Genomic DNA, 19,960 nt, shown 5'->3' with positions numbered 1-19,960 from the left:
GCCTCACCGGTAGGGACGTCACCACGGTCCAGGCCGGCCGGGCGGCGAGCGGCGGCGGGCCCGGCGCGCAGAAGCCGGCCCGTCAGTCCGCGCCGCCGACCGGTGGTCAGGCGCAGGTACGGCGGGCCGGCCGTGATCCCACCGCAAGCCGGGGCCAGTGCGGGCCTCCACCACGGCCCCGCGGTCACGCCGCTCACCTTCCACCGCGGCGGAGGCGACCCCCGGCGACGCGGCCTGGCGGTGCCGCATCGACCGCCCTCTGACCGGTCGGCCTGCTCGCGCCGACCCTTCCGGGGCGAGGGGGCTTGGCGGTGCCGTATCCGCCGCCCCTTTGGCCGTCCCGCCCGTTCCTGCCGATCACTTCGTGCGAGGCGGCCTGGCGGTGCCGTATCCGCCGCCCCCTGACCAGCCCCACCCGTTCCCGCCGACCACCCGGCACGACGCGGCCATGCGGCCCCGCATCCGCATCCCCCGACCGGCCCGCCCGCTCCCGCCACCCCCCGTGCGAGGCGGCCAGGCGGTCCCGCGTGCCCCCCGACCAGCCCGCCCGCTCCCGCCGACCACCCGCACGACGCGGCCACGCGGCCCCGCACCCACCGCCCCCCGACCGCCCATCCGCTCCCGCGGTACCCCACCCCAAGCTCGAACATCCGGCCGAACCCCCGGAGGGATCCGTCACAACCCGAACGGCCCCCGCCAAAACGCCCCGCACCCCCCGCAGCCGCAACACTGCGGGCATGGGTATACGCATGCTTCACCGCCGGACGCCCGAGGCATCAGTCGGGGTCTGGGCGGGCACCGCCTCGACGCAGGCCGTGCCCGCCGCGCCGGTGCCGGCCCTCGCGGCCGACGCAAGCACCGCCCGCATCCCGGCCGACCTGGCCACGACCGTCCGCACCCTCCGCAAGGACCTCCGGCGCAGGGTCGCCGGCCGCGCGGCCCGCACCGCCGACTGGCGTCAGTGGACCGATCTGGCCCGCGGCTATGCCGCCCTCGTCCTCACCGTGATCCCGAGATCACGCCCCCGGCCGACCCTCACGGTCTTCGTCGCGTCTGTCACCGAGCGGCCGGCCGCCCCCGGCCCGCACCGACCGCCTCACCGGGATCACCGGGATCACCGGGGGCAGCGGCCGGACGCCAGACCCTGATCCCGACGGCGTACAGCAGCAGCCCCAGGGCCAGCCCGGCGCCCACCCCGAAGCACAGGGTGGGCACCAGCTCCCACGGCCCTGCGGCCGTACCCCGCCGCTGCCACCACCGCGCCGTCCGCTGCACCGCCGCGGCCAGCGCGCAGCCACCGATCACCGCGAGCGCCCGCCACCGGTCCGCGACGGACAGCACCGGCACCCCCGCCGGCACCCCGTGCGACGCCCGCCGCAGCGCGCGTACCAGGAACCCGGCGATCACCACGGCACCCGCCGCCGACGAGCCGTACTGCAGCCAGGTGAACAGCGGCACGCCCGCCGGACGGTCCCGCCCGACGGCCGGAATCAGCCGGGTGCCCCACCGGTCGTGATGCGTGAACGCGTCCCACACCACATGCGTGAGCGAGCCGAGCACCGCGGAGGCGTACCACCACCCCGCCGACGCGGCACCCACGCGCGCGCGGGGCGCACCGCAGCGCAGCAGGGCGGCGGGCCGCCCCTGCCGGGCCCGCGGCAGCAGCGCGAGCAACGGTTCCCGCAGCAGCAGCCACAGCCCCGCGAGGGCCCAGGCGATGAGCACATCGACCGTCGCCACGCCGGCGAACGCGTGCGTGACCGCGCCGAACTCCATTCCGCCCGGCAGGACACCGGCCGCGTAATAGGGCATGTCGGGCGCGAAGGAGCCCGCGACGAGCACCGTCGGCACCAGCCGCCCCCGGCCGCTGCCGTCCCGGCGGATCGCGGGCAGCACGGCCGCCGCATGGCTGAGCGTGAACGGCAACAGAGCCCCCCGGAACGGTCGGCGGCCCCGAACGCGGCGCCGGTGATCAGGTCGGCTCAGTATGCGTGACCGCCGGCCGGGACGGGCGCGGGAGACGACAGTTGGCCAACCGGTGAAATCCGGGCGCGAACCCGTGCAGCTTCCAAGCAAGTTGTCGTAATGTCACCTGCGTCGCCGTGCGGGGCGCACCGCCGTACACCCGTCGCACGGACGGAAAGGCGGAACAGGCGCAACCACAGCACCGGGTCAACCGTCACACCAGAGCGAGGCAGGCAGAAGGAGACGGACGCACGGGCGTCCACGGGAGGGGTTCACTCTATGGCGGCGCATTTCGGCAGGCGGCTGCGCAAGGGAGCGGCGACCACCGCCGTGGCCGCGGCAGCGGTCGCGGCTCTCTCCGCGTCCCAGGCTCCGGGAGTGACCAGCGAGGACAACGGCAGACAGGCGGCGGCCGGCACCAGCGCCCCCGCCGCGGACGGGGCCGCCGAGGCCAACGCCACCGGCAACTCGCCGTACTACACGGACCTGCCGCCCCTGAAGAGCCCCAACCCCAGTCCCTCGTCGAGCGCCGGCACCCCCGTCACCCGCGGGGAGGCCGAGGCGGGCATCCCGGCGACGGTCCTCGACGCCTACAAGCGGGCGGAGGCGGAACTGCGCTCCGCCAAGCCCGGCTGCAACCTGCCCTGGCAACTGCTCGCCGCCATCGGCAAGGTCGAGTCGGGGCACGCCCGCGGCGGCCGGGTCGACGCCGACGGCACCACCGTGGGCCGGATCCTGGGCCCGCAGCTCGACGGCAACGGCTTCGCGCTCATCCCGGACACCGACGACGGCGCGTACGACGGCAACAGCACCTACGACCAGGCCGTCGGCCCCATGCAGTTCATCCCGTCCACCTGGGCGTGGGCGGGCCGCGACGGCAACGGGGACGGCAAGAAGGACCCCAACAACGTCTACGACGCCGCCCTCGCCGCGGGCCACTACCTGTGCCGCAACGGCTGGGACATGTCCACCGAGAGCGGCCTGCACAGCGCGATCCTCAGCTACAACAACTCGCAGGACTACCTCGACCTGGTCCTGAACTGGCTGGAGTACTACCGCAGGAGCAGTCACTCCATCCCCGACGGCACCGGCGGCATCCCCCAGCACCGCAGCGACCGCGACTCCGGTCACACCACGTCCTCGAAGCCCTCCGACCCGCCGAGGACCAAGCCGCACTCGACGCCCCACAAGCCCGGCAACGGCGGAGGCGACCACGGCGGGAGCGAGAGCCCCGACCCGAAGCCGCCGACATCCCCGGCCCCGCCGACGCCGCCCGCCCCGCCGACGCCGCCCGCTCCGCCGACGGACCCGCAGACGCCGACCGATCTGGTGGACCACCTGGTGGGCGCGGGCACCGGAAAGCTCACCGCCATGGCCGGTGACGCCTTCGCCGAGCCCGTCAGCGTCCGCGCCGAGACCAAGGTCGGCAAGTCCGTCGCCAAGGTGCGGATCCGGTTCACCATCACCGGGGACACCGACGCCACCTTCGCAGGCGGCGAGACGGTGGCCACGGTCGCCACCGACGCCAAGGGCATCGCGCTCGCCCCGGCGCTCCAGGCCGGCGAGAAGACCGGTGACTTCAAGGTCACCGCCGCCGTCGTGGGCCGTTCGGTCAAGGGCGTCGATTTCGCGGCGACCGTCACCGCGCGTGCCGCCGACACCCTGGCCCGCACCAGCGACACCCCGCTGAGCTGCACGCCGGGCGGCGAGTTCGCCGACCAGGTCCAGGTGAAGGCGACCTACAAGGGCGCCGTCGCGGACAAGGTCGCGGCCACCGCCACCCTGGTCAAGTCGGCGGACGACGCCACGGAGAACGACAAGGGCCCCTACTTCAAGGACGCCGACGGCAAGGCCGTACGCACCCTCACCGGCCTGCAGACGGACGACAAGGGCCTGCTCACGCTGCCGAAGCTGTACGCCGACGACACCACCGGCACGTTCCTGCTCCGCGTCACCACCACGGGCGGCGCCACGCTCACGGTCGAACTGAAGGTCGCCGCCGCGGACACCCCGGCCGACCCGGCCCCGAGCGCGTCCTCCTCCTGACGCCCAGCGGCGCACAGGGCGCCCGATCCGCTGCGGCGGGCGGGCCCCCTTCTGGTTGCGTGCACCGCTGTTCTCATCTCGCCCGCCCGTTGCCACGGTGCCGAACCTGACGACCCATCAGGATCCGGTGGGAGCCCGTCAGGACACGACCGTCCGTCGGGGAGGCCCCGCATGCGCGCCCTGATCGCCGCCGCGACCGGTCTCGCCCTCGCGTTCGCCCTGGTCCTCGCGATCAGCGCGCTGGGCTCGCCGTCGTGGTCACGGGTGCGCGGGCACCGTCGTCAGCAGCGGCTCGGGGGACGTCCGGCCACGCCGTCCGGAAGGGAGGCCGGAATGCGCCGCAAGGCAAGCCTGGTCCTGCCGGCCTGTGCCGTGTTCTGCGCGGCCCTGGCCCCGCTGTCGCGCTGGTACGCCTTCCCCCGCCTGGCCCGCATCCCCGCCAACCAGTACCAGGCCATGGTCCTGGAGGCCCGGAACGCCACCCTCCTCGACTACGGCACCATGCGCGCGAAGAAGGTCTCCGACGTCACCGTCGTGCAGACCCGCGCATCTTCACGTCCCCGGCGAACGCGGTGACCTTCGCGCGCCCGCCGAGCGGGGTCTGGGGGCGGCGGGCGCGGGCCTCCAGTCAGAGGGACAGGGCGAGGAGGAGCACGCCGAGGCCGAGGGCGCCCCCGGGGGAGCCTGGCGCCCACGCGGACGGAGGAGCCCGAGCCGGTCAGCGCCTGAGCCGCGCGCTGGTGTGCCGCGTGGGCTCGGCGGTCGCCGGGTCCTCCGGCCAGGGGTGCTTGGGGTACCGGCCGCGCAGCTCCGCCCGGACGGCCCGGTAACCGTCCGCCCAGAAGGAGGCGAGGTCGGCCGTCACGGCGGCGGGCCGCCCGGCGGGCGAGAGCAGATGCACGAGCAGCGGCACACCCGCCACGGCCGGGGTCTGCCGCAGCCCGAACATCTCCTGGAGCTTCACGGCGAGAACCGGCCGCTCGGGGTCCCGGTAGTCGATCCGGATCCTGGACCCGCTGGGTACGACGATCCGCTCGGGCGCCAGCTCGTCCAGCCGGGCCGCGTCCCCGCTCGCCCAGGGCAGCAGCCGCGTGAGCGCCTGTCCCGCGTCGATCCGGGCGAGATCGGCGCGCCGCCGGGCCCGGCTCAGCTCCGGCTCCAGCCACTCGTCCACGCGCGCGTGGAGCGCCGCGTCGGACACGTCCGGCCACGGCTCGCCCAGGTGCGCCCGCAGGAACGCCAGCCGTTGCCGCAGCACCTCCGCCTCCGGCGACCAGCGGAGCAGCCCGAGCCCGTCCTGCCGGAGCCCGTCGAGGAGGGCGCCGCGCACGAGAGCCGGATCGGGGTCCTTCAGGGGCCGGACGGCCAGCTCGATCGCCCCCAGCCGTTCGACACGCCGGGCCACGACGTCCCCGTCGGCCCAGTGCACCTCGTCGCCTTCCGTCACCAGCGCGCCGGCGGCGGCCCGCGCCACGTCCTCGTCCACGGCCGCACCGAGCAGCACGCGCGCGTGGCCCTTGCCGGCGGGCCGGTCGGCGACGGCCACGACGATCCAGGGAGCGCCCCGCAACGCGGACCCCTCGGCCGTCTCGGCCCGGGTCCCGGACGCCATGAGGTACGACCCGCCGTCCAGCCTGGCGACCCGCTCGGGAAAGGCCAGGGCGGCGACGAGCCCGGCGAGCTTGTCGTCGCCGGTGCGTGGCCCGAGGCCTGCGGTCCCCTCCGGCCGACCGTCACGGGCCGGCGGATGGGACGACTCCCGGGAGGCGGCCCGCAGCCGCCGCACCTCCGCGGCCCACCGCCCCGCGTACGCGTCACCCCCGCCCCGGGCCCGCCGCAAGGCACCCGCGAGGTCGTCGCCGTACTCCCGCGGCACCTCCTCCGAGAGCAGCGCGACGACCGGGGCCCCCGCACCGGCGGTGTCGAGCAGGGCCCGCCCCAGCCGGGGGTGCACCCCCAGCCGGGCCAGCCGCACCCCGACCTCCGTGGCCCGCCCGGCGGAGTCGACCGCTCCCACGGCCGCCAGCACCTCCCGCGCCGCCGCCATCGCCCCGCCCGGCGGAGGATCCAGCAACGCCAGACCAGAGGCGTCCGGATCGCCCCAGCAGGCCGCCTGGAGGGCGAACGCGGTGAGGTCCGCCACCTTGATCTCCGGCGCCGGAAAGGCCGGCAGACGGCCGTCCTCGGCCTCCGCCCAGCACCGGTACACCGCACCTGGTGCCTCACGTCCGGCCCGCCCCGCCCTCTGCCGCCCGGACGCCCGCGACGCCCGCACGGTCGTCAGCCCGCTCAGCCCGCGCGCGTGGTCCACCCGCGGCTCCCGCGCCAGCCCGGAGTCGACCACCACCCGCACCCCGGGCACGGTCAGCGACGACTCGGCCACGGACGTCGCCAGCACCACCCGGCGCCGCGCCCCGGGCGCCAGCACCGCGTCCTGCACGGCGGCCGGCGCCCGCCCGTGCACCTGGAGCACGTCCACGTCGCCCAGGTCCCCCAGCAGGCCCGCCACGCGCGCGATCTCGCCGACGCCGGGCAGGAAACACAGCACGTCCCCGGCCCGCTCGGCCAGCGCCCGCCGTACCACCGACGCCACGTGGGCCAGCAGCGCCGGATCCACCCGCATCCCGTGCGGCGGCCGGACCGGACGCGCCGGGGGAGCCCACACGACCTCCACCGGATGCGCCGCGCCCGCCGCCTCGACCACCGGCGCCCCGCCGAGCAGCCGCGCCCACCCCTCGGCGTCCGTGGTCGCCGAAGCGGCCACCAGCCGCAGCTCCGGCCGCAGCGCCTGCCGCACGTCCCACAGGAACGCGGCCACCGTGTCGGCGTCCAGATGCCGCTCGTGGCACTCGTCGAGGACGACGACGTCCACCCCGGCCAGCTCCTGGTCACGCTGGAGCCGCTGCAGCAGGACACCGGTCGTCACGACCTCCACGCGCGTGTCCCGCCCCACGGTCCGCTCGCCGCGCACCGTGAAGCCGACGCTGCCGCCCGGCTTCTCGCCCAGCAGCCACGCCATGCGCCGGGCCGCCGCCCGCGCCGCGATCCGCCGCGGCTCGGCCACCACGACCCGCCGCGCCGGGCCGCCACCGACCAGCCCCGCCAGCACCAGCGGCACGAGCGTCGTCTTGCCGGTGCCGGGCGGCGCCACGAGAACGGCGGTGCCGTGCCCGTCCAGGGCCTCGGCCAGGGCAGGAAGGGCGCCGCGCACGGGAAGGGCGTCCAGGGCGTCGTAACGGATCACGCCCCCAGTGTCGTACGCCGCCCGAAACACCCTTCACACCTTCACGCGCGCGTGCGGCCCGGCCGGCCTCAGTCCCGCTCGCACACGAAGATCGCCGTGCCCGGGATCAGGTTCCCGCGCAGCGGCGACCAGCCGCCCCACTCCGAGGTGTTCCAGGCCGGCCACTCCGGCTCCACCAGGTCCACCAGGCGGAACCCGGAGGCCACGATGTCCCGCACCCGGTCGCCGAGCGTCCGGTGGTGCTCCACGTAGACCGCGCGGCCCTGCTCGTCCTGCTCCACGTACGGGGTGCGGTCGAAATAGGACGAGGACACCGACAGGCCCTCCGGGCCCGGCTCGTCCGGGAACGCCCAGCGGATCGGATGCGTCACCGAGAACACGAACCGCCCGCCCGGCCGCAGCACCCGGTGCACCTCGCGCAGCACCAGCCGCGGGTCGGCCACGAAGGGCAGCGCCCCGTACGCGGAGCACGCCAGGTCGAAGGAGCCGTCCGCGAAGGGCAGCGCGCCGGCGTCCGCACAGACCAGCGGAAACGATCCGCCGATCCGCAGCGCGTGCTGCAGCTGCCGGTGCGACAGGTCCAGGGCCACCGGGCGCGCGCCCTGGGCGGCCAGCCAGCGGGCGCACTGCGCCGCGCCCGCGCCGATCTCCAGGACCGCCCTGCCCTTCAGCTCCTCCGGCGGGCCGAGCAACTCGGCCTCGACCTCGTCCAGGCCCTCCGGGCCCCACACGAAGCGGTCGTCACCGAGGAACGTGCCGTGCTCGACCTGGTACTCGTCGGCGTTGCGGTCCCACCAGCCCCGGTTGGCCCGCGCGCTCTCCGTGACCCCCGCGTCACGTCGCGTGGCCTCCGGTTCGTACCCGTCGGCCCCCTCCGGCTGGTGCGCTTCCGGCTCTTGGATGATCGGCTCCCTCGTCGTACTCTTCCGTCCAACCCGCCGGGGGTCCGCATGGAAGGTTTCCCCCGGGCCCGTGTGGCCTGTTGGGACGATATTTCTGCCGGTTATGCGGCGATCTGCCCCGGGTGTGCGCCTTCGCGCATTGACCCTGTCCGGCTGCCCCCGTATGCTACAAGTTGCGCTGCGGGCCTGCGCACCTCAGACGTAGCAGGCTGCGCTCGCATCTGTTGTATGTCCCCTCGGTTGTCGAGGCGCCACCGGGCACCCGGTGCTCAAAGTGGCGCTTCCTTGGCTGTCCGGCTTCTGCAGAGCGAAACGGGCTCCCGGCGTAAGCAGTACCTACGACTTCAATGTCCGTACCGGAGCCCTTTCCCACATGACGAGCAGCACCGAGACCACCGCCACCACCCCGCAGGTAGCGGTCAACGACATCGGTAACGAGGAAGCCTTCCTCGCAGCGATCGACGAGACGATCAAGTACTTCAACGACGGCGACATCGTCGACGGCGTCATCGTGAAGGTCGACCGGGACGAGGTCCTGCTCGACATCGGTTACAAGACCGAAGGTGTCATCCCGAGCCGCGAGCTCTCGATCAAGCACGACGTCGACCCGAACGAGGTCGTCGCCGTCGGCGACGAGATCGAGGCCCTGGTCCTCCAGAAGGAGGACAAGGAAGGCCGCCTGATCCTCTCGAAGAAGCGCGCCCAGTACGAGCGTGCCTGGGGCACCATCGAGAAGATCAAGGAAGAGGACGGCATCGTCACCGGTACCGTCATCGAGGTCGTCAAGGGTGGTCTCATCCTCGACATCGGCCTCCGCGGCTTCCTCCCGGCCTCCCTGGTCGAGATGCGTCGTGTCCGCGACCTCCAGCCGTACGTCGGCAAGGAGCTCGAGGCCAAGATCATCGAGCTGGACAAGAACCGCAACAACGTGGTCCTGTCCCGCCGTGCCTGGCTGGAGCAGACCCAGTCCGAGGTCCGCCAGACGTTCCTCACGACCCTCCAGAAGGGTCAGGTCCGCTCCGGTGTGGTCTCCTCGATCGTCAACTTCGGTGCCTTCGTGGACCTGGGTGGCGTCGACGGTCTGGTCCACGTCTCCGAGCTGTCCTGGAAGCACATCGACCACCCGTCCGAGGTCGTCGAGGTCGGCCAGGAGGTCACCGTCGAGGTCCTCGACGTCGACATGGACCGCGAGCGCGTCTCCCTGTCGCTGAAGGCGACCCAGGAAGACCCGTGGCAGCAGTTCGCCCGCACCCACCAGATCGGCCAGGTCGTGCCCGGCAAGGTCACGAAGCTGGTGCCGTTCGGTGCGTTCGTCCGCGTGGACGAGGGCATCGAGGGTCTGGTCCACATCTCCGAGCTGGCCGAGCGCCACGTGGAGATCCCGGAGCAGGTCGTCCAGGTCAACGACGAGATCTTCGTCAAGGTCATCGACATCGACCTCGAGCGCCGTCGCATCAGCCTCTCGCTGAAGCAGGCCAACGAGTCCTTCGGTGCCGACCCGACGGCGGTCGAGTTCGACCCGACCCTGTACGGCATGGCCGCGTCCTACGACGACCAGGGCAACTACATCTACCCCGAGGGCTTCGACCCGGAGACCAACGACTGGCTGCCGGGCTACGAGAAGCAGCGCGAGGAGTGGGAGCGCCAGTACGCCGAGGCGCAGGCCCGCTTCGAGCAGCACCAGCAGCAGGTCATCAAGTCCCGCGAGGCCGACGCTGCCGCTGCCGCCGAGGGCGGCGAGGCCGCGGCTCCGGCCGCGACCGGCGGTTCGTACTCCTCCGAGGGCGCGGACACCTCCGGTGCGCTGGCCTCGGACGAGGCGCTGGCCGCGCTGCGCGAGAAGCTGGCCGGTGGGCAGAGCTGACGCCAGCCGCAAGGCTTAGCCGATAGCAGGCTGAGGGGCCGTACCTTTCGAGGTGCGGCCCCTCGGCGTTGTCCGGGACGGGCGCCGCGCTGCCGGCGTGAACGCGCTCGCCCCTGCCGGCGGTGGTCAGGGGCACCGTGCCGTCGGCAGGGGCGGGCGGCGTGCGTCCGCGCAGGGGGAGGGCTGCCCACCGGTGCGGACCAGGTGACGGATCGTCAAGACGTCCCCGCGGGAGATCGCTGATCAGCGGCGTGTCGTGGGAATTCCGCTGCTCCGGGGCGCGTTGTCCTTGGGGAACACGAGGAGGAGCGGTCACAGTGCTTGATCCGCAGGGTTTGTACGCATGGGAGCCGAAGGGCCTCGCCGTGGTGGACATGGCGCTCGCCCAGGAGTCGGCCGGCCTTGTCATGCTCTACCACTTCGACGGATACATCGACGCGGGCGAGACCGGCGACCAGATCGTCGACCGGCTGCTCGACTCACTGCCCCACCAGGTCGTGGCCCGGTTCGACCACGACCGGCTCGTGGACTACCGCGCCCGCCGGCCCCTGCTGACCTTCAAGCGGGACCGCTGGACCGGCTACGAGACCCCGGCCATCGAGGTCCGCCTCGTCCAGGACGCCACCGGTGCCCCGTTCCTGCTGCTGTCCGGCCCCGAGCCGGACGTGGAGTGGGAGCGGTTCGCGGCGGCCGTGCAGCAGATAGTGGAGCGGCTCGGCGTGCGCCTGTCCGTGAACTTCCACGGCATCCCCATGGGCGTCCCGCACACCCGCCCCGTGGGCCTGACCCCGCACGGCAACCGCACCGACCTCGTCCCCGGCCACCGCAGCCCCTTCGAGGAGGCGCAGGTGCCCGGCAGTGCCGAGTCGCTGCTCGAATACCGCCTCATGGAGGCCGGGCACGACGTCCTGGGCGTCGCCGCGCACGTCCCGCACTACATCGCCCGTTCGCCGTACCCGGACGCCGCTCTGACCGTCCTGGAGGCCATCACGGCCGCCACCGGATTGGTCCTGCCCGGCGTCGCGCACGCGCTGCGCACCGACGCGCACCGCACGCAGACCGAGATCGACCGGCAGATCCAGGAGGGCGACGAGGAACTGACCGCGCTCGTCCAGGGCCTTGAGCACCAGTACGACGCCGCGGCCGGCGCCGAGACCCGGGGCAACATGCTCGCCGAGCCCGTGGAGATCCCGTCGGCCGACGAGATCGGGCGCGAGTTCGAGCGCTTCCTGGCCGAGCGCGAGGGCGACAACTGACCTCCGCCGGTCCCGCCGGCGCAGGGAGGGCCTAAGCTTCCGCTCATGCTGACAGTGGGCCTGACCGGCGGGATCGGCGCCGGCAAGAGCGAGGTGTCGCGGCTGCTCGTGCAGCACGGGGCCGTGCTGATCGACGCGGACCGCATCGCGCGCGAGGTGGTGGCGCCCGGCACGCCCGGTCTCGCGGCCGTGGTCGACGCCTTCGGGACGGACGTCCTCGCCGCCGACGGCAGCCTCGACCGCCCCCGGCTCGGCTCCATCGTCTTCGCCGACCCCGAGAAGCTCGCCCTGCTCAACTCGATCGTGCACCCCTTGGTGGGCGCCCGCTCCCGCGAGCTGGAGAGCGCCGCGGCCACCGACGCCGTGGTGGTCCACGACGTGCCCCTGCTCACCGAGAACGGCCTCGCCCCGCACTACGACGTCGTGATCGTCGTGGACGCGAGTCCCGAGACCCAGCTCGACCGGCTGGTACGGCTGCGGGGGATGACCGAGGAGGACGCACGCGCGCGTATGGCCGCGCAGGCGACCCGCGAGCAGCGCCGGGAGATCGCGGACATCGTGATCGACAACGACGTGCCCCTGGACGCGCTGCGGAAGCGCGTCGCCGAGGTCTGGGAGGACCTCGCGCGCCGGGCACGGCAGGCCGGCGCGGCCCCGGAGGGCACGGACGGCGCGGGGGAGCGCTGAGAGAGCGGAGAGCGCCGGCGGTACGGAATAGAAGGTGCGGAACGGCCGATATCGCCCACCGGCATGGAATAGCGGTCCGGCCCGGGGCGTTGAAGCCCGGGAGTGAGGGAAGGACTCTGCCGTGCCCGAGACCAGCGGTTCCACCGGACGTACTCCGGAAACGCATGTCATCGACTTCCGTGCCGCCGAGCAGCTGCTCAACGCGCGGGACCCGCGGGGCGCGGTGAAACTGCTCGACGGAGTCATCGCCGCGCACCCCGAGAACACCGCGGCCCGGCTGCTGCGCGCCCGTGCCTTCTTCGCCGCGGCGCAACTGCGTCCCGCCGAGCTCGAGTTCACCATCGTGCTGGAGCGCGAGCCGGACAACGCGTTCGCGCACTTCGCGCTGGCCCGCACCTACGAGCGCCAGGGCCGCCCCGAACAGGCCAAGCGTCACTTCCGGCTGGCGGCGGCGCTGGACCCCAACCCGCAGTACCTGAAGGCGGCACGCTTCGAGGAGTGACGGTGTCACGGTCGGTGACCGGGCGGGCGGTGCCGGGGACACGGAAGACGGCGGCCGGTCACGGATGGCGGTGGCGCGGCGGCCGTCGATACGGAAGGTGGTGCCTCCGCGGCACCGGGTACGGCGGTACCTCCGGCGGCGGGTACGGCGGTACGTCCCGGCCCGGCTGGTAGTGCGGGCCCTGCCGGATGTGCCGGAGGATCAGGGTCATGTCGACGGTGATCAGCAGCCACAGAACCCCGCAGGCCACCGCCCAGCCCAGGCGCCCGGCCAGCGCGAACGCCACCGTGCCGAACACCGCCCAGCCCAGCCCCCACAGGCTCAGCCAGAACCGCGCCCGCAGTGCACTGCGCGCGGTCGCCGGCTCACTGCCCGTACGCATCGGCTCATCACTCCTGCCTGCAACGTACTCTTCGACGACGACGCGCATCAACAGCCGACGAGGCGACGTCAACCCGCGATGAGGGGGGTGCGGTGGCGCCGTCCGCCGAGGCCGAAGGGGGACCGCCCGTGCTGCCGGACGCCGACGACCTGCCCGAACTGCTCCTCGACCTCGCCGTGCCGCACGAGCACGTCAACGAACTCGTCGCCCAGTGGCGCAGGCTGACCGGCGATCCCGGCACGCTCCGACTCCTGGCGACGTGCGTCGAGGAGGTGTTCCGCGAGCCGGAGGACACCGGCCGCACGCCGGAGCTGCCCGGCCTGCTCGCCTCGGCTCCCGCCGACCTGACGGACACCTTCGCCCTGCACGTCCTCCTCGCCGCGCACCCGCGCACCCAGGCCCATCACCGGGCCCGCGGCATCCCGGCCGAGATCTCCCGGCGCACCCTGGCCGACCTGGGCCGTCACCTCGTCGTGCACCGCAGACGGCGGGGCAGGGCCGGGGTGCAGTCGTGGCGCTGGCTGGTCCGGCACTTCCGCGGCGAGCTGTACCAGCTCGGGCGGTTGCAGTTCGAGCGCGCACGGCTCGGGGACCGCGACGCGCGGGCCGCGGCGTCCGCCGGACTGGACGCGGCGCCCGGAGCATCCTGCCTGAACCTGCACATCCCCGATTTCCACGGCCCGCTGGCCCCGTCGGCCTGCGACCGTTCCCTGGCGCTGGCCCGTACGTTCTTCGCCCGGTGCTTCCCCGAGGAGCAGCCGGTGGCGGTGCTGTGCCACTCCTGGCTGCTGGACCCGCAGTTGCGGCGGTACCTGCCCGCCGACTCCAACATCGTGCGCTTCCAGGAGCGGTTCCGCATCGCCCTTGAGGAGAGCGAGCCGGCCGACGCCGAGCCCGTCCGGTTCGTCTTCGGGGACCCGGAGCTGCCGGTGGCCACGCTGCCCCGCCGGACGTCCGTGGAGCGGGCCGTCGGAGACCATCTGCGGGCGGGCGGCCACTGGTACATCGGGCACGGATGGTTCCCGTTCCGCGCTGAATAGCTCGAACGAGTGAACCGGGACAAGGTGGGAACGGGCGTGCGGGAGCGGGCCGTTGTCCGGGCATGAGGATCGAGATGCGTGAGGGCTACGAGGGCACGGGACCGGGCGCGATCACCCCGGACGGCTGCGCGGTCGAGTTGTACGCGCGCCTGCCGGTGGGCGAGGAGCCGGACATCATCGCCGCGGCCGTACCGGCCGGGGCGCACATCCTGGAACTCGGCAGCGGGGTGGGCCGGGTGACCCGCCCCCTGCTGGAGCGCGGCTTCACGGTGACGGCGGTGGACGAGTCCGCCGAGATGCTGGCCCGGGTCCGCGGAGCGCGCACGATACGCAGCTCCATCGAGGACCTCGACCTGGGCGAGAAGTTCGACGTGGTGATGCTCGCGTCGTTCCTGGTGCACGCCGGCGACGAGGAGGTGCGCAGGGGCATGCTGCGCACCTGCGCCCGGCACGTGGCGGACGGCGGCTGCGTGCTGATCCAGCGGGAGGGGCCCCACCATCACACCGACGTGCCCAGGGAGCGGGTCGACCCGAGCGGCTTCACCGTGCGGATCGCCTCCGTGGAGCCGGCCGGGGAGGGGGTGAACTCGGTCCACGCGGAGTATGTCTTCCCGGACGCGGTCTGGACGCAGACCTTTCTCTCCAGACCCCTGACGAAGGAGCAGTTCGAGTCGGCGCTGGCGGAGGCGGGACTGGAGGTGGACAGGTATCTGACCCCGGACGGGATGTGGGTGCGGGCGGTGCCCTCGGCGTAGCCACCTCGGCTCCTGGCGACGGTTCGATCACCAGGAGGAGCGGTGGGCGGGCGTTCCCGGCCGGTGGCGTGCCGGCCGATGAGTCCTGGGCCGCCGGGCGGTCTACCTCGGTGACAGCAATCGGGACCGCTTCACCAGGAGACCCTCATGTCCGAGACCACCGCTCCCGTCAGCTCCACGACGACGTCCGCCGCGGTCACCGCCGCCGCGGTCACCCCCGGCGCGCTCATGGGCCGGGCGCGCGCGGCCCGGGTCGCCCTGCGCGTGGTGCAGGTGCTGCTCGCGCTGTTCTACGGCGTCGCCAGCGCCCTGCCCAAGCTCATCGCACACCCCACGGCCGTCGAGGCCTTCGACAGGATCGGCTGGGGCAGCGGGGCCATGTACACCATCGGGGCGCTGGAGCTCGCCGGAGCGATCGCGCTGCTGGTCCCGGTGCTGCAGTCCGTGGCGGCGATCGCCCTCGGCGCGCTCATGGTCGGGGCGTTCATCGTCCAGGTCACCGCATTCGACGGCCAGAACGCGGCGACCCCGCTGATCCTCATCGTCCCCCTCGCCGTGATCGCCTGGACCCGCCGAGCGCACAACGGGGAACTGCTGCGGATGCTGGGCCGACGGTGACGGTGCCGCCGCCGACCGGGCGGGGGCGTGGGCCGACCGGCAGCCGACGGTCCGGCAGCCGACTACCGGGCAGCCGACGGTCCGGCACGGGTGCGGTCTCGGCAGGGGCGCGGTCGGCGGTTCAGCGTCCGCGTGGCCGGCCGCCCGAGCCGCCGGAGCCCGCCGAGCCGCCGGAGGCGCCGCGTCCACCGGAGCCGCCGCGTTCGCGGGACGTGCCCGAGGCGCCTCGTCCACCACGGCCGCCGGACCCGCCACGGCCGCCGGACGTGCCGGGTCCGCCCAGTTCGGTCAAGCCGGGGAAGCCCGGGGGGATGCCCGCGCCGGTGAGGCCGCGGAGGCGTTCCAGCTCGCGGCGGTCCCGCTTGGTGGGGCGGCCGGCGCCGGGGTCGCGGAGGCCGACGGGGGTGACGGCCTCGCGGGGCGGAGGCGGAGGGGAGTTGTCGATGTAGCACTGGGAGGCCACGGGGGCGCCCACCCGCTTGCGGATCAGGCGCTTGACGATCACGATCCGTTCCCGGCCCTCGTGCCGCAGCCGCACCTCGTCGCCGACCCGCACCGAGTAGGCGGGCTTCACCCGCTCACCGTTCACGTGCACGTGCCCGCCCCGGCAGGCGGCGGCGCCCAGGGAGCGGGTCTTGATCAGACGGACGGCCCAGATCCAGCTGTCGATGCGGACGGACTCGCCGTTGGCGGCCCCGGCGGCCTCGGCGGCGGCCACCGCGGCGGCGACCTGGGGATCGAGTGGTTGGCCGGCGGCAGCGGGGGCGGTCGCGCCCGGCTCGCCGGTTCCCTCGACGGTCCCACGGTCCACGTTCTCGTCCGCGTCATCGGTAGCCATGCACCGACCTTAACGCCCCGGACCCGGGGACCCGGAAGCGTTTTCGAGGTGGCCGCAGGGGCCCGTGAAGCCCCGCACACCCCGGCTCACCGGCGGAGTTGGGCCTCCACGGGAGCGGGGTTCGGTGAACCGCCCCAGGGCATACGGTGGCCGTATGGACGACAGCACCGCCCTTGCCCGGCTCGACCGGCGCGTCGCCGGCTGCCGGGCGTGCCCCCGGCTGGTCGGATGGCGTGAGGAGGTGGCCCGTACGAAGCGGGCCGCGTTCGCCGACTGGACGTACTGGGGGCGGCCGGTGCCCGGGTTCGGGCCGGACGACGCGCGGCTGGTGATCATCGGGCTGGCCCCGGCCGCGCACGGCGGCAACCGTACCGGCCGCATGTTCACCGGGGACCGTTCGGGAGACGTGCTGTACCAGGCGCTGTACGACGTGGGGCTGGCCTCGCAGCCCACCTCGGTGAGCGCCGACGACGGGCTCGAACTGTACGGCGTGCGGATCACGGCGCCCGTGCACTGCGCACCGCCGGCCAACAAGCCGACCCCGGGCGAGCGTGACACCTGCCGCCCCTGGCTGGTCCAGGAGCTGACGCTGCTCCGGCCGACCCTGCGGGCCGTGGTCGTCCTCGGCGCGTTCGGCTGGCAGGCCGCGCTGCCCGCGTTCGCGGAGGCGGGCTGGACGGTGCCCAGGCCCCGCCCGGCCTTCGCCCACGGCACCCGGGTCGCGCTCGACGGCCTGGACCTCTTCGGCTGCTTCCACGTCAGCCAGCGCAACACCTTCACCGGGCGGCTCACCGCCGACATGCTCCGCGAGGTGCTGCGCAGGGCGGCGGAGGCGGCCGGGCTGCCGTAGGGCCGGCGCAGGCGGGGGTGCCTCAGCCGGTGCCGGTCTCGGCGGCGTCCGCCGGGTCCGGTCCGGACAGGTGCCGTAGCGCCGGCCGCCCCCACACCCTGCCCGGCTCCGCCGGGATCCCCGGCTCCCGGGGCGGTGGGCGGGCACCCGGGCGCCCGACGTGACCGTCACGGACGCCACACGTACCGGACGTCCGGCTCCCGCTCCTCGTTCCCGCTGCCGTCCGTGTACTCGGCGGCGACGAACCCGTGCCGCTCGTAGAAGCGGTGGGCGGGCTTGTTGACCTGGAAGGTCCACAGCGTGAGGCCCCCGGGACTGCGTTCCTTGGCCAGCGCGACGAACCGGTCCCCGATGCCCCGCCCCCGCCACCGCGGGTCCAGGTACAGCTGGGACAGCGACTCCCCGTCCAGGACCATCAGGCCGACCACCCCGGCCCCGGCGGCCTCGGCCACCCAGGTCTCCCGCAGCGCCACGACGACATCCCGGATGTAGTCGCGGACCTCGTCGTCGGTGTGCGGCCGGACCACGGTCGGCAGTGCGGCGTCGAAGGAGCGCAGATAGACGTCGGCGGCGGCGCGGGCGTCCGCCGCGACGGCACGTCGGAGCACGACCGTTTCCGTCACCGGCCGTCTTCCGTCCGCTCCGGCACCACGGCGGTCGCGGTGATCTCCACCAGCTGACCGGTGTACCCGAGGCAGGCGACGCCGAGCAGGGTGGAGGAGTGGGGGCCCGTGCTCAGCCCCGAGGACTCCACCACCTCCCACACCGCGGACAGCACCGAGGGCTCGCTGCTCACGACGTACACGTCCGTCGACAGCACGTGCTCCAGACCGCTGCCGACGACACGGAGTTGTTCCCGCAGGTTGGCGATCACCTGCTCGGCCTGCCGTACGGGGTCGCCGGGGCCGACGAGCTCTCCGTGCTCGTCGAGCGGCACCGCCCCCGCGAGGAAGGCGAGCTTCGTGCCGGCCTCGACGACGGAGGCGTGGGAGTAGGTGGGCGGAGGGAACAGGGCGGGGGCGGTGACGCGCCGGATCACGGTGAGCGGCTCCTCGAACGACGACGGCCGGTGGGCAACTTTTCGATGATCGGACCTCCCCGGGCCTCCCCGCACCCCAATTACGCGGGCGTCCGGGCGGCCGCACAGGTGCCGGCCGGAATACCAGGAGCGGATTCCGGCGCGGCTGCGCCAGGCTGAGGGCATGCCGCAGTACTCCGACACCGACTTCCTCGCCGCCACCGCCGACCGTCTCGCCGCCCTGCCCACCGTGCGGGCCGTGGCCCTCGGCGGCTCCCGCGCCGAGGGCACCCACCGCCCGGACAGCGACTGGGACCTGGCCGTCTACTACCGGGGCCCCTTCGACCCCGACGACCTGCGCGCCCTCGGCTGGCCGGGCGAGGTCTGCGACATCGGCGGCTGGGGCGGCGGCGTCTTCAACGGCGGCGCCTGGCTGACCATCGACGGACGCCGGGTCGACGTGCACTACCGGGACCTGGACACCGTCGAGTACGAGCTGGCCGAGGCCGGGGAGGGCCGCTTCCGGGTGGAGCCGCTGCTGTTCCACCTCGCCGGGATCCCCACCTACCTGATCGTCGCCGAACTGGCGCTCAACCAGGTCCTGCGCGGCGACCTGCCGCGCCCGGCCGCCTATCCGCCCGCACTGCGCCGCACCGCCTTCGACCACTGGTCCGGCGCCGCCCGCGCCACCCTCTCCTACGCCAGGGCCCACCACGCCCCCCACGGCCGCCTCACCGAAACCGCCGGCGCCCTGGCCACGGCGGCCATCCAGTGCGCCCACGCCGTCCTCGCCGTCCGCGGCGCATGGGTGACCAACGACAAGCGCCTGCTGGAGCGGGCGGGACTGCGGGGGATCGACGCCGTCCTGGGTGCGCTGCGTGCCGAGCCCGGCGCCCTCACCGATGCCGTGGCCGCGGCCGAGGAGATCGTCACCGAGGCGTTGCGTTCATAAAGAAACCGCGCTGCCCGCACCTTTCACCTGCCTGAAACGTGACCGCACCGTTCGCGCGGGGAACGCGATCTACCGTGGAGGCACCTCCACCGGCCACCGTCGTCCGAAGGCCCACCCCGCCCTCGTATGAACAGGAGCCCCGTGTCGCGGCGCGCTGTACCCCCCTGGCTCGCTCATGCCTTCCGCGCCCAGCGCGGTCCCGTCCCCTGGAGTGCCGTGTGCCGGGGCGCGCTCGCCGCCGGACCGCTGCTGCTCGCCGGGATGCTCGGCGGGCAGACGGCCTCCGGGGTGCTCGCCGCCATCGGCGCGATGCTCGCCGGCATCAACGACCGGCCCGGCAGCCGGCGCGCGTCCGTGAAGCGGCTCGGGGTGCCCGCGCTCGCCGGAGCGCTGGGGCTGCTCCTCGGCACGTACGCCGGGCAGGGCACGGCCGCCGTACCGCTGACCCTGGCACTCACCGCGCTGGGGCTGGTCGCCGGCGGCGTCAGCGCGGTCGGGCCCGTCGCGTCCGCCGCCGGTACCCAGCTGCTCGTCGCCGCGGCCATCGGCGCCGGGATGCCCGCGGCCGAGAGCGGCTGGCAGCGGGCCCTCGCCTTCCTGGCCGGCGCCGGCTGGCTGCTGGCGCTGCGGCTCGCCCTGCCCACCCCCGGCTCGCTCGCCGGTGACTTCCGCTTCGACGGCGAACGGGCCGCGGTCGCCGACGTGTACGACGCCGTCGCCGCGCTGCTCGACGCCGTGGGCGGGGAGCACGCCACCGCCCGGCGGGCCGCGCTGACCGCCGCCCTCGACCACGCCCAGGACGCCCTCGCCGGACCCCGGCTGCGCCGGTACGCCGGCTCCGCCGCCGAGCGCCGGCTGCACGCCCGGTTCGCGGCGGCCCTGCCCCTGGCCGAGGCCGCAACCGCCCTCTACTGGGCGGGCGAACCGGTGTCCGCGCGGGCGGCGGAGGGCGTGCTCCGTCTCCTCGTACAGCCGGGCCGGTGCGATCCACACCCCCGGGGCCGCCGTGCCGAAGCCCAGGCCGGCCAGCCGGGAGCGCAG

The 19,960-nt window shown here is 74.3% G+C and carries 17 protein-coding genes and 3 pseudogenes; 13 read left to right on the top strand and 7 right to left on the bottom strand.

Going from position 1 to position 19,960, the window contains the following annotated elements; all coding sequences use genetic code 11:
- Positions 1-1,056: 1,056 nt before the first annotated feature.
- Positions 1,057-1,926: a DUF4184 family protein gene (locus ABZV94_RS32610; protein ID WP_356346813.1), complete on the bottom strand. Its 870-nt coding sequence runs from the start codon at positions 1,924-1,926 to the stop codon at positions 1,057-1,059.
- A 318-nt stretch (positions 1,927-2,244) separates the two neighbouring features.
- Between ABZV94_RS32610 and ABZV94_RS32605 the strand changes: the two genes are divergently transcribed.
- The 3 genes and pseudogenes from ABZV94_RS32605 to ABZV94_RS32595 form a co-directional block, all read left to right on the top strand.
- Positions 2,245-4,011 carry a lytic transglycosylase domain-containing protein gene (locus ABZV94_RS32605; protein WP_356346811.1) on the top strand — a complete coding sequence of 589 codons (1,767 nt, stop codon included), beginning with the start codon at positions 2,245-2,247 and terminating at the stop codon, positions 4,009-4,011.
- Positions 4,012-4,182: 171 nt separating this feature from the next.
- Positions 4,183-4,266, top strand: a pseudogene (locus tag ABZV94_RS32600) (SPW_0924 family protein); the annotation flags it as partial.
- A 78-nt stretch (positions 4,267-4,344) separates the two neighbouring features.
- A pseudogene (locus ABZV94_RS32595) lies at positions 4,345-4,554 on the top strand (porin PorA family protein); the annotation flags it as partial.
- 175 nt (positions 4,555-4,729) lie between these two features.
- On the opposite strand, the gene hrpB reads toward ABZV94_RS32595, so the two are convergent.
- Together hrpB and ABZV94_RS32585 are read right to left on the bottom strand one after the other, a co-directional pair.
- Complete coding sequence (gene hrpB / locus ABZV94_RS32590) at positions 4,730-7,255, bottom strand: ATP-dependent helicase HrpB (protein ID WP_356346809.1); 2,526 nt, start codon at positions 7,253-7,255, stop codon at positions 4,730-4,732.
- Positions 7,256-7,323: 68 nt separating this feature from the next.
- Entirely contained in the window at positions 7,324-8,160 is an 837-nt protein-coding gene (locus ABZV94_RS32585; RefSeq protein ID WP_356346820.1) for a class I SAM-dependent methyltransferase, read from the bottom strand.
- Positions 8,161-8,530: 370 nt separating this feature from the next.
- Between ABZV94_RS32585 and rpsA the strand changes: the two genes are divergently transcribed.
- The 4 genes from rpsA to ABZV94_RS32565 all read left to right on the top strand — a co-directional run bounded on the left by rpsA (position 8,531) and on the right by ABZV94_RS32565 (position 12,466).
- On the top strand, positions 8,531-10,021 hold the full coding sequence (gene rpsA, locus ABZV94_RS32580) for a 30S ribosomal protein S1 (RefSeq protein ID WP_030642226.1): 1,491 nt from the start codon (positions 8,531-8,533) through the stop codon (positions 10,019-10,021).
- Positions 10,022-10,338: 317 nt separating this feature from the next.
- On the top strand, positions 10,339-11,277 hold the full coding sequence (locus tag ABZV94_RS32575; RefSeq protein WP_356346807.1) for a PAC2 family protein: 939 nt from the start codon (positions 10,339-10,341) through the stop codon (positions 11,275-11,277).
- Between the two features lie 45 nt (positions 11,278-11,322).
- A complete protein-coding gene (gene coaE, locus ABZV94_RS32570) occupies positions 11,323-11,964 on the top strand; it encodes a dephospho-CoA kinase (protein ID WP_356346804.1) in 642 nt (213 codons plus the stop codon).
- Positions 11,965-12,085: 121 nt separating this feature from the next.
- Complete coding sequence (locus tag ABZV94_RS32565) at positions 12,086-12,466, top strand: tetratricopeptide repeat protein (protein WP_030642231.1); 381 nt, start codon at positions 12,086-12,088, stop codon at positions 12,464-12,466.
- 58 nt (positions 12,467-12,524) lie between these two features.
- Here the strand turns inward: ABZV94_RS32565 and ABZV94_RS32560 are convergent, their stop codons facing one another.
- Positions 12,525-12,848, bottom strand: a complete 324-nt coding sequence (locus ABZV94_RS32560; RefSeq protein ID WP_356346802.1) for a DUF6343 family protein — start codon at positions 12,846-12,848, stop codon at positions 12,525-12,527.
- Positions 12,849-12,976: 128 nt separating this feature from the next.
- Here ABZV94_RS32560 and ABZV94_RS32555 point away from each other — a divergent pair, with 128 nt between their 5' ends.
- The 3 genes from ABZV94_RS32555 to ABZV94_RS32545 all read left to right on the top strand — a co-directional run bounded on the left by ABZV94_RS32555 (position 12,977) and on the right by ABZV94_RS32545 (position 15,261).
- Positions 12,977-13,888: an acyltransferase domain-containing protein gene (locus ABZV94_RS32555; protein ID WP_356346818.1), complete on the top strand. Its 912-nt coding sequence runs from the start codon at positions 12,977-12,979 to the stop codon at positions 13,886-13,888.
- 74 nt (positions 13,889-13,962) lie between these two features.
- Positions 13,963-14,643 (top strand): class I SAM-dependent methyltransferase, encoded by a 681-nt coding sequence (locus ABZV94_RS32550; protein ID WP_356346815.1) that lies wholly within the window; start codon positions 13,963-13,965, stop codon positions 14,641-14,643.
- A 147-nt stretch (positions 14,644-14,790) separates the two neighbouring features.
- Positions 14,791-15,261, top strand: a complete 471-nt coding sequence (locus tag ABZV94_RS32545) for a DoxX family protein (RefSeq protein ID WP_356346800.1) — start codon at positions 14,791-14,793, stop codon at positions 15,259-15,261.
- Positions 15,262-15,382: 121 nt separating this feature from the next.
- Here the strand turns inward: ABZV94_RS32545 and ABZV94_RS32540 are convergent, their stop codons facing one another.
- Positions 15,383-16,099, bottom strand: a complete 717-nt coding sequence (locus ABZV94_RS32540; protein ID WP_356346798.1) for an RNA-binding S4 domain-containing protein — start codon at positions 16,097-16,099, stop codon at positions 15,383-15,385.
- A gap of 154 nt (positions 16,100-16,253) precedes the next feature.
- On the opposite strand from ABZV94_RS32540, the gene ABZV94_RS32535 reads away from it, so the two are divergent.
- Entirely contained in the window at positions 16,254-16,949 is a 696-nt protein-coding gene (locus tag ABZV94_RS32535; RefSeq protein WP_356346795.1) for a uracil-DNA glycosylase, read from the top strand.
- 167 nt (positions 16,950-17,116) lie between these two features.
- Here ABZV94_RS32535 and ABZV94_RS32530 read toward each other — a convergent pair whose 3' ends face one another.
- Together ABZV94_RS32530 and ABZV94_RS32525 are read right to left on the bottom strand one after the other, a co-directional pair.
- A complete protein-coding gene (locus ABZV94_RS32530) occupies positions 17,117-17,572 on the bottom strand; it encodes a GNAT family N-acetyltransferase (RefSeq protein ID WP_356346794.1) in 456 nt (151 codons plus the stop codon).
- Positions 17,569-17,988, bottom strand: coding sequence for a RidA family protein (locus ABZV94_RS32525; RefSeq protein WP_356346792.1), 420 nt, complete (start codon positions 17,986-17,988; stop codon positions 17,569-17,571). The genes ABZV94_RS32530 and ABZV94_RS32525 overlap by 4 nt, the downstream gene beginning before the upstream one ends.
- Positions 17,989-18,151: 163 nt before the next feature.
- Between ABZV94_RS32525 and ABZV94_RS32520 the strand changes: the two genes are divergently transcribed.
- Both ABZV94_RS32520 and ABZV94_RS32515 read left to right on the top strand, forming a co-directional pair.
- Positions 18,152-18,919, top strand: coding sequence for a nucleotidyltransferase domain-containing protein (locus ABZV94_RS32520; RefSeq protein ID WP_356346789.1), 768 nt, complete (start codon positions 18,152-18,154; stop codon positions 18,917-18,919).
- 126 nt (positions 18,920-19,045) lie between these two features.
- Positions 19,046-19,870: pseudogene (locus ABZV94_RS32515) on the top strand (FUSC family protein); the annotation flags it as partial.
- Between the last annotated feature and the right edge of the window lie 90 nt (positions 19,871-19,960).

Source organism: Streptomyces sp. NPDC004658 (assembly GCF_040609555.1).
Classification (GTDB): Bacteria; Actinomycetota; Actinomycetes; order Streptomycetales; family Streptomycetaceae; genus Streptomyces.
Note: the sequence above shows the minus strand (reverse complement) of the source record. Positions and strands in the feature narration are given on the sequence as shown.

What these genes read in the sequence shown, in the direction of transcription:
- ABZV94_RS32605 (WP_356346811.1), top strand. Translation starts at nt 2,245, where the DNA reads ATGGCGGCGCATTTCGGCAGGCGGCTGCGCAAGGGAGCGGCGACCACC.
- rpsA (WP_030642226.1), top strand. Translation starts at nt 8,531, where the DNA reads ATGACGAGCAGCACCGAGACCACCGCCACCACCCCGCAGGTAGCGGTC.
- coaE (WP_356346804.1), top strand. Translation starts at nt 11,323, where the DNA reads ATGCTGACAGTGGGCCTGACCGGCGGGATCGGCGCCGGCAAGAGCGAG.
- ABZV94_RS32560 (WP_356346802.1), bottom strand. Translation starts at nt 12,848, where the DNA reads ATGCGTACGGGCAGTGAGCCGGCGACCGCGCGCAGTGCACTGCGGGCG.
- ABZV94_RS32550 (WP_356346815.1), top strand. Translation starts at nt 13,963, where the DNA reads ATGCGTGAGGGCTACGAGGGCACGGGACCGGGCGCGATCACCCCGGAC.
- ABZV94_RS32545 (WP_356346800.1), top strand. Translation starts at nt 14,791, where the DNA reads ATGTCCGAGACCACCGCTCCCGTCAGCTCCACGACGACGTCCGCCGCG.
- ABZV94_RS32540 (WP_356346798.1), bottom strand. Translation starts at nt 16,099, where the DNA reads ATGGCTACCGATGACGCGGACGAGAACGTGGACCGTGGGACCGTCGAG.
- ABZV94_RS32535 (WP_356346795.1), top strand. Translation starts at nt 16,254, where the DNA reads ATGGACGACAGCACCGCCCTTGCCCGGCTCGACCGGCGCGTCGCCGGC.
- ABZV94_RS32520 (WP_356346789.1), top strand. Translation starts at nt 18,152, where the DNA reads ATGCCGCAGTACTCCGACACCGACTTCCTCGCCGCCACCGCCGACCGT.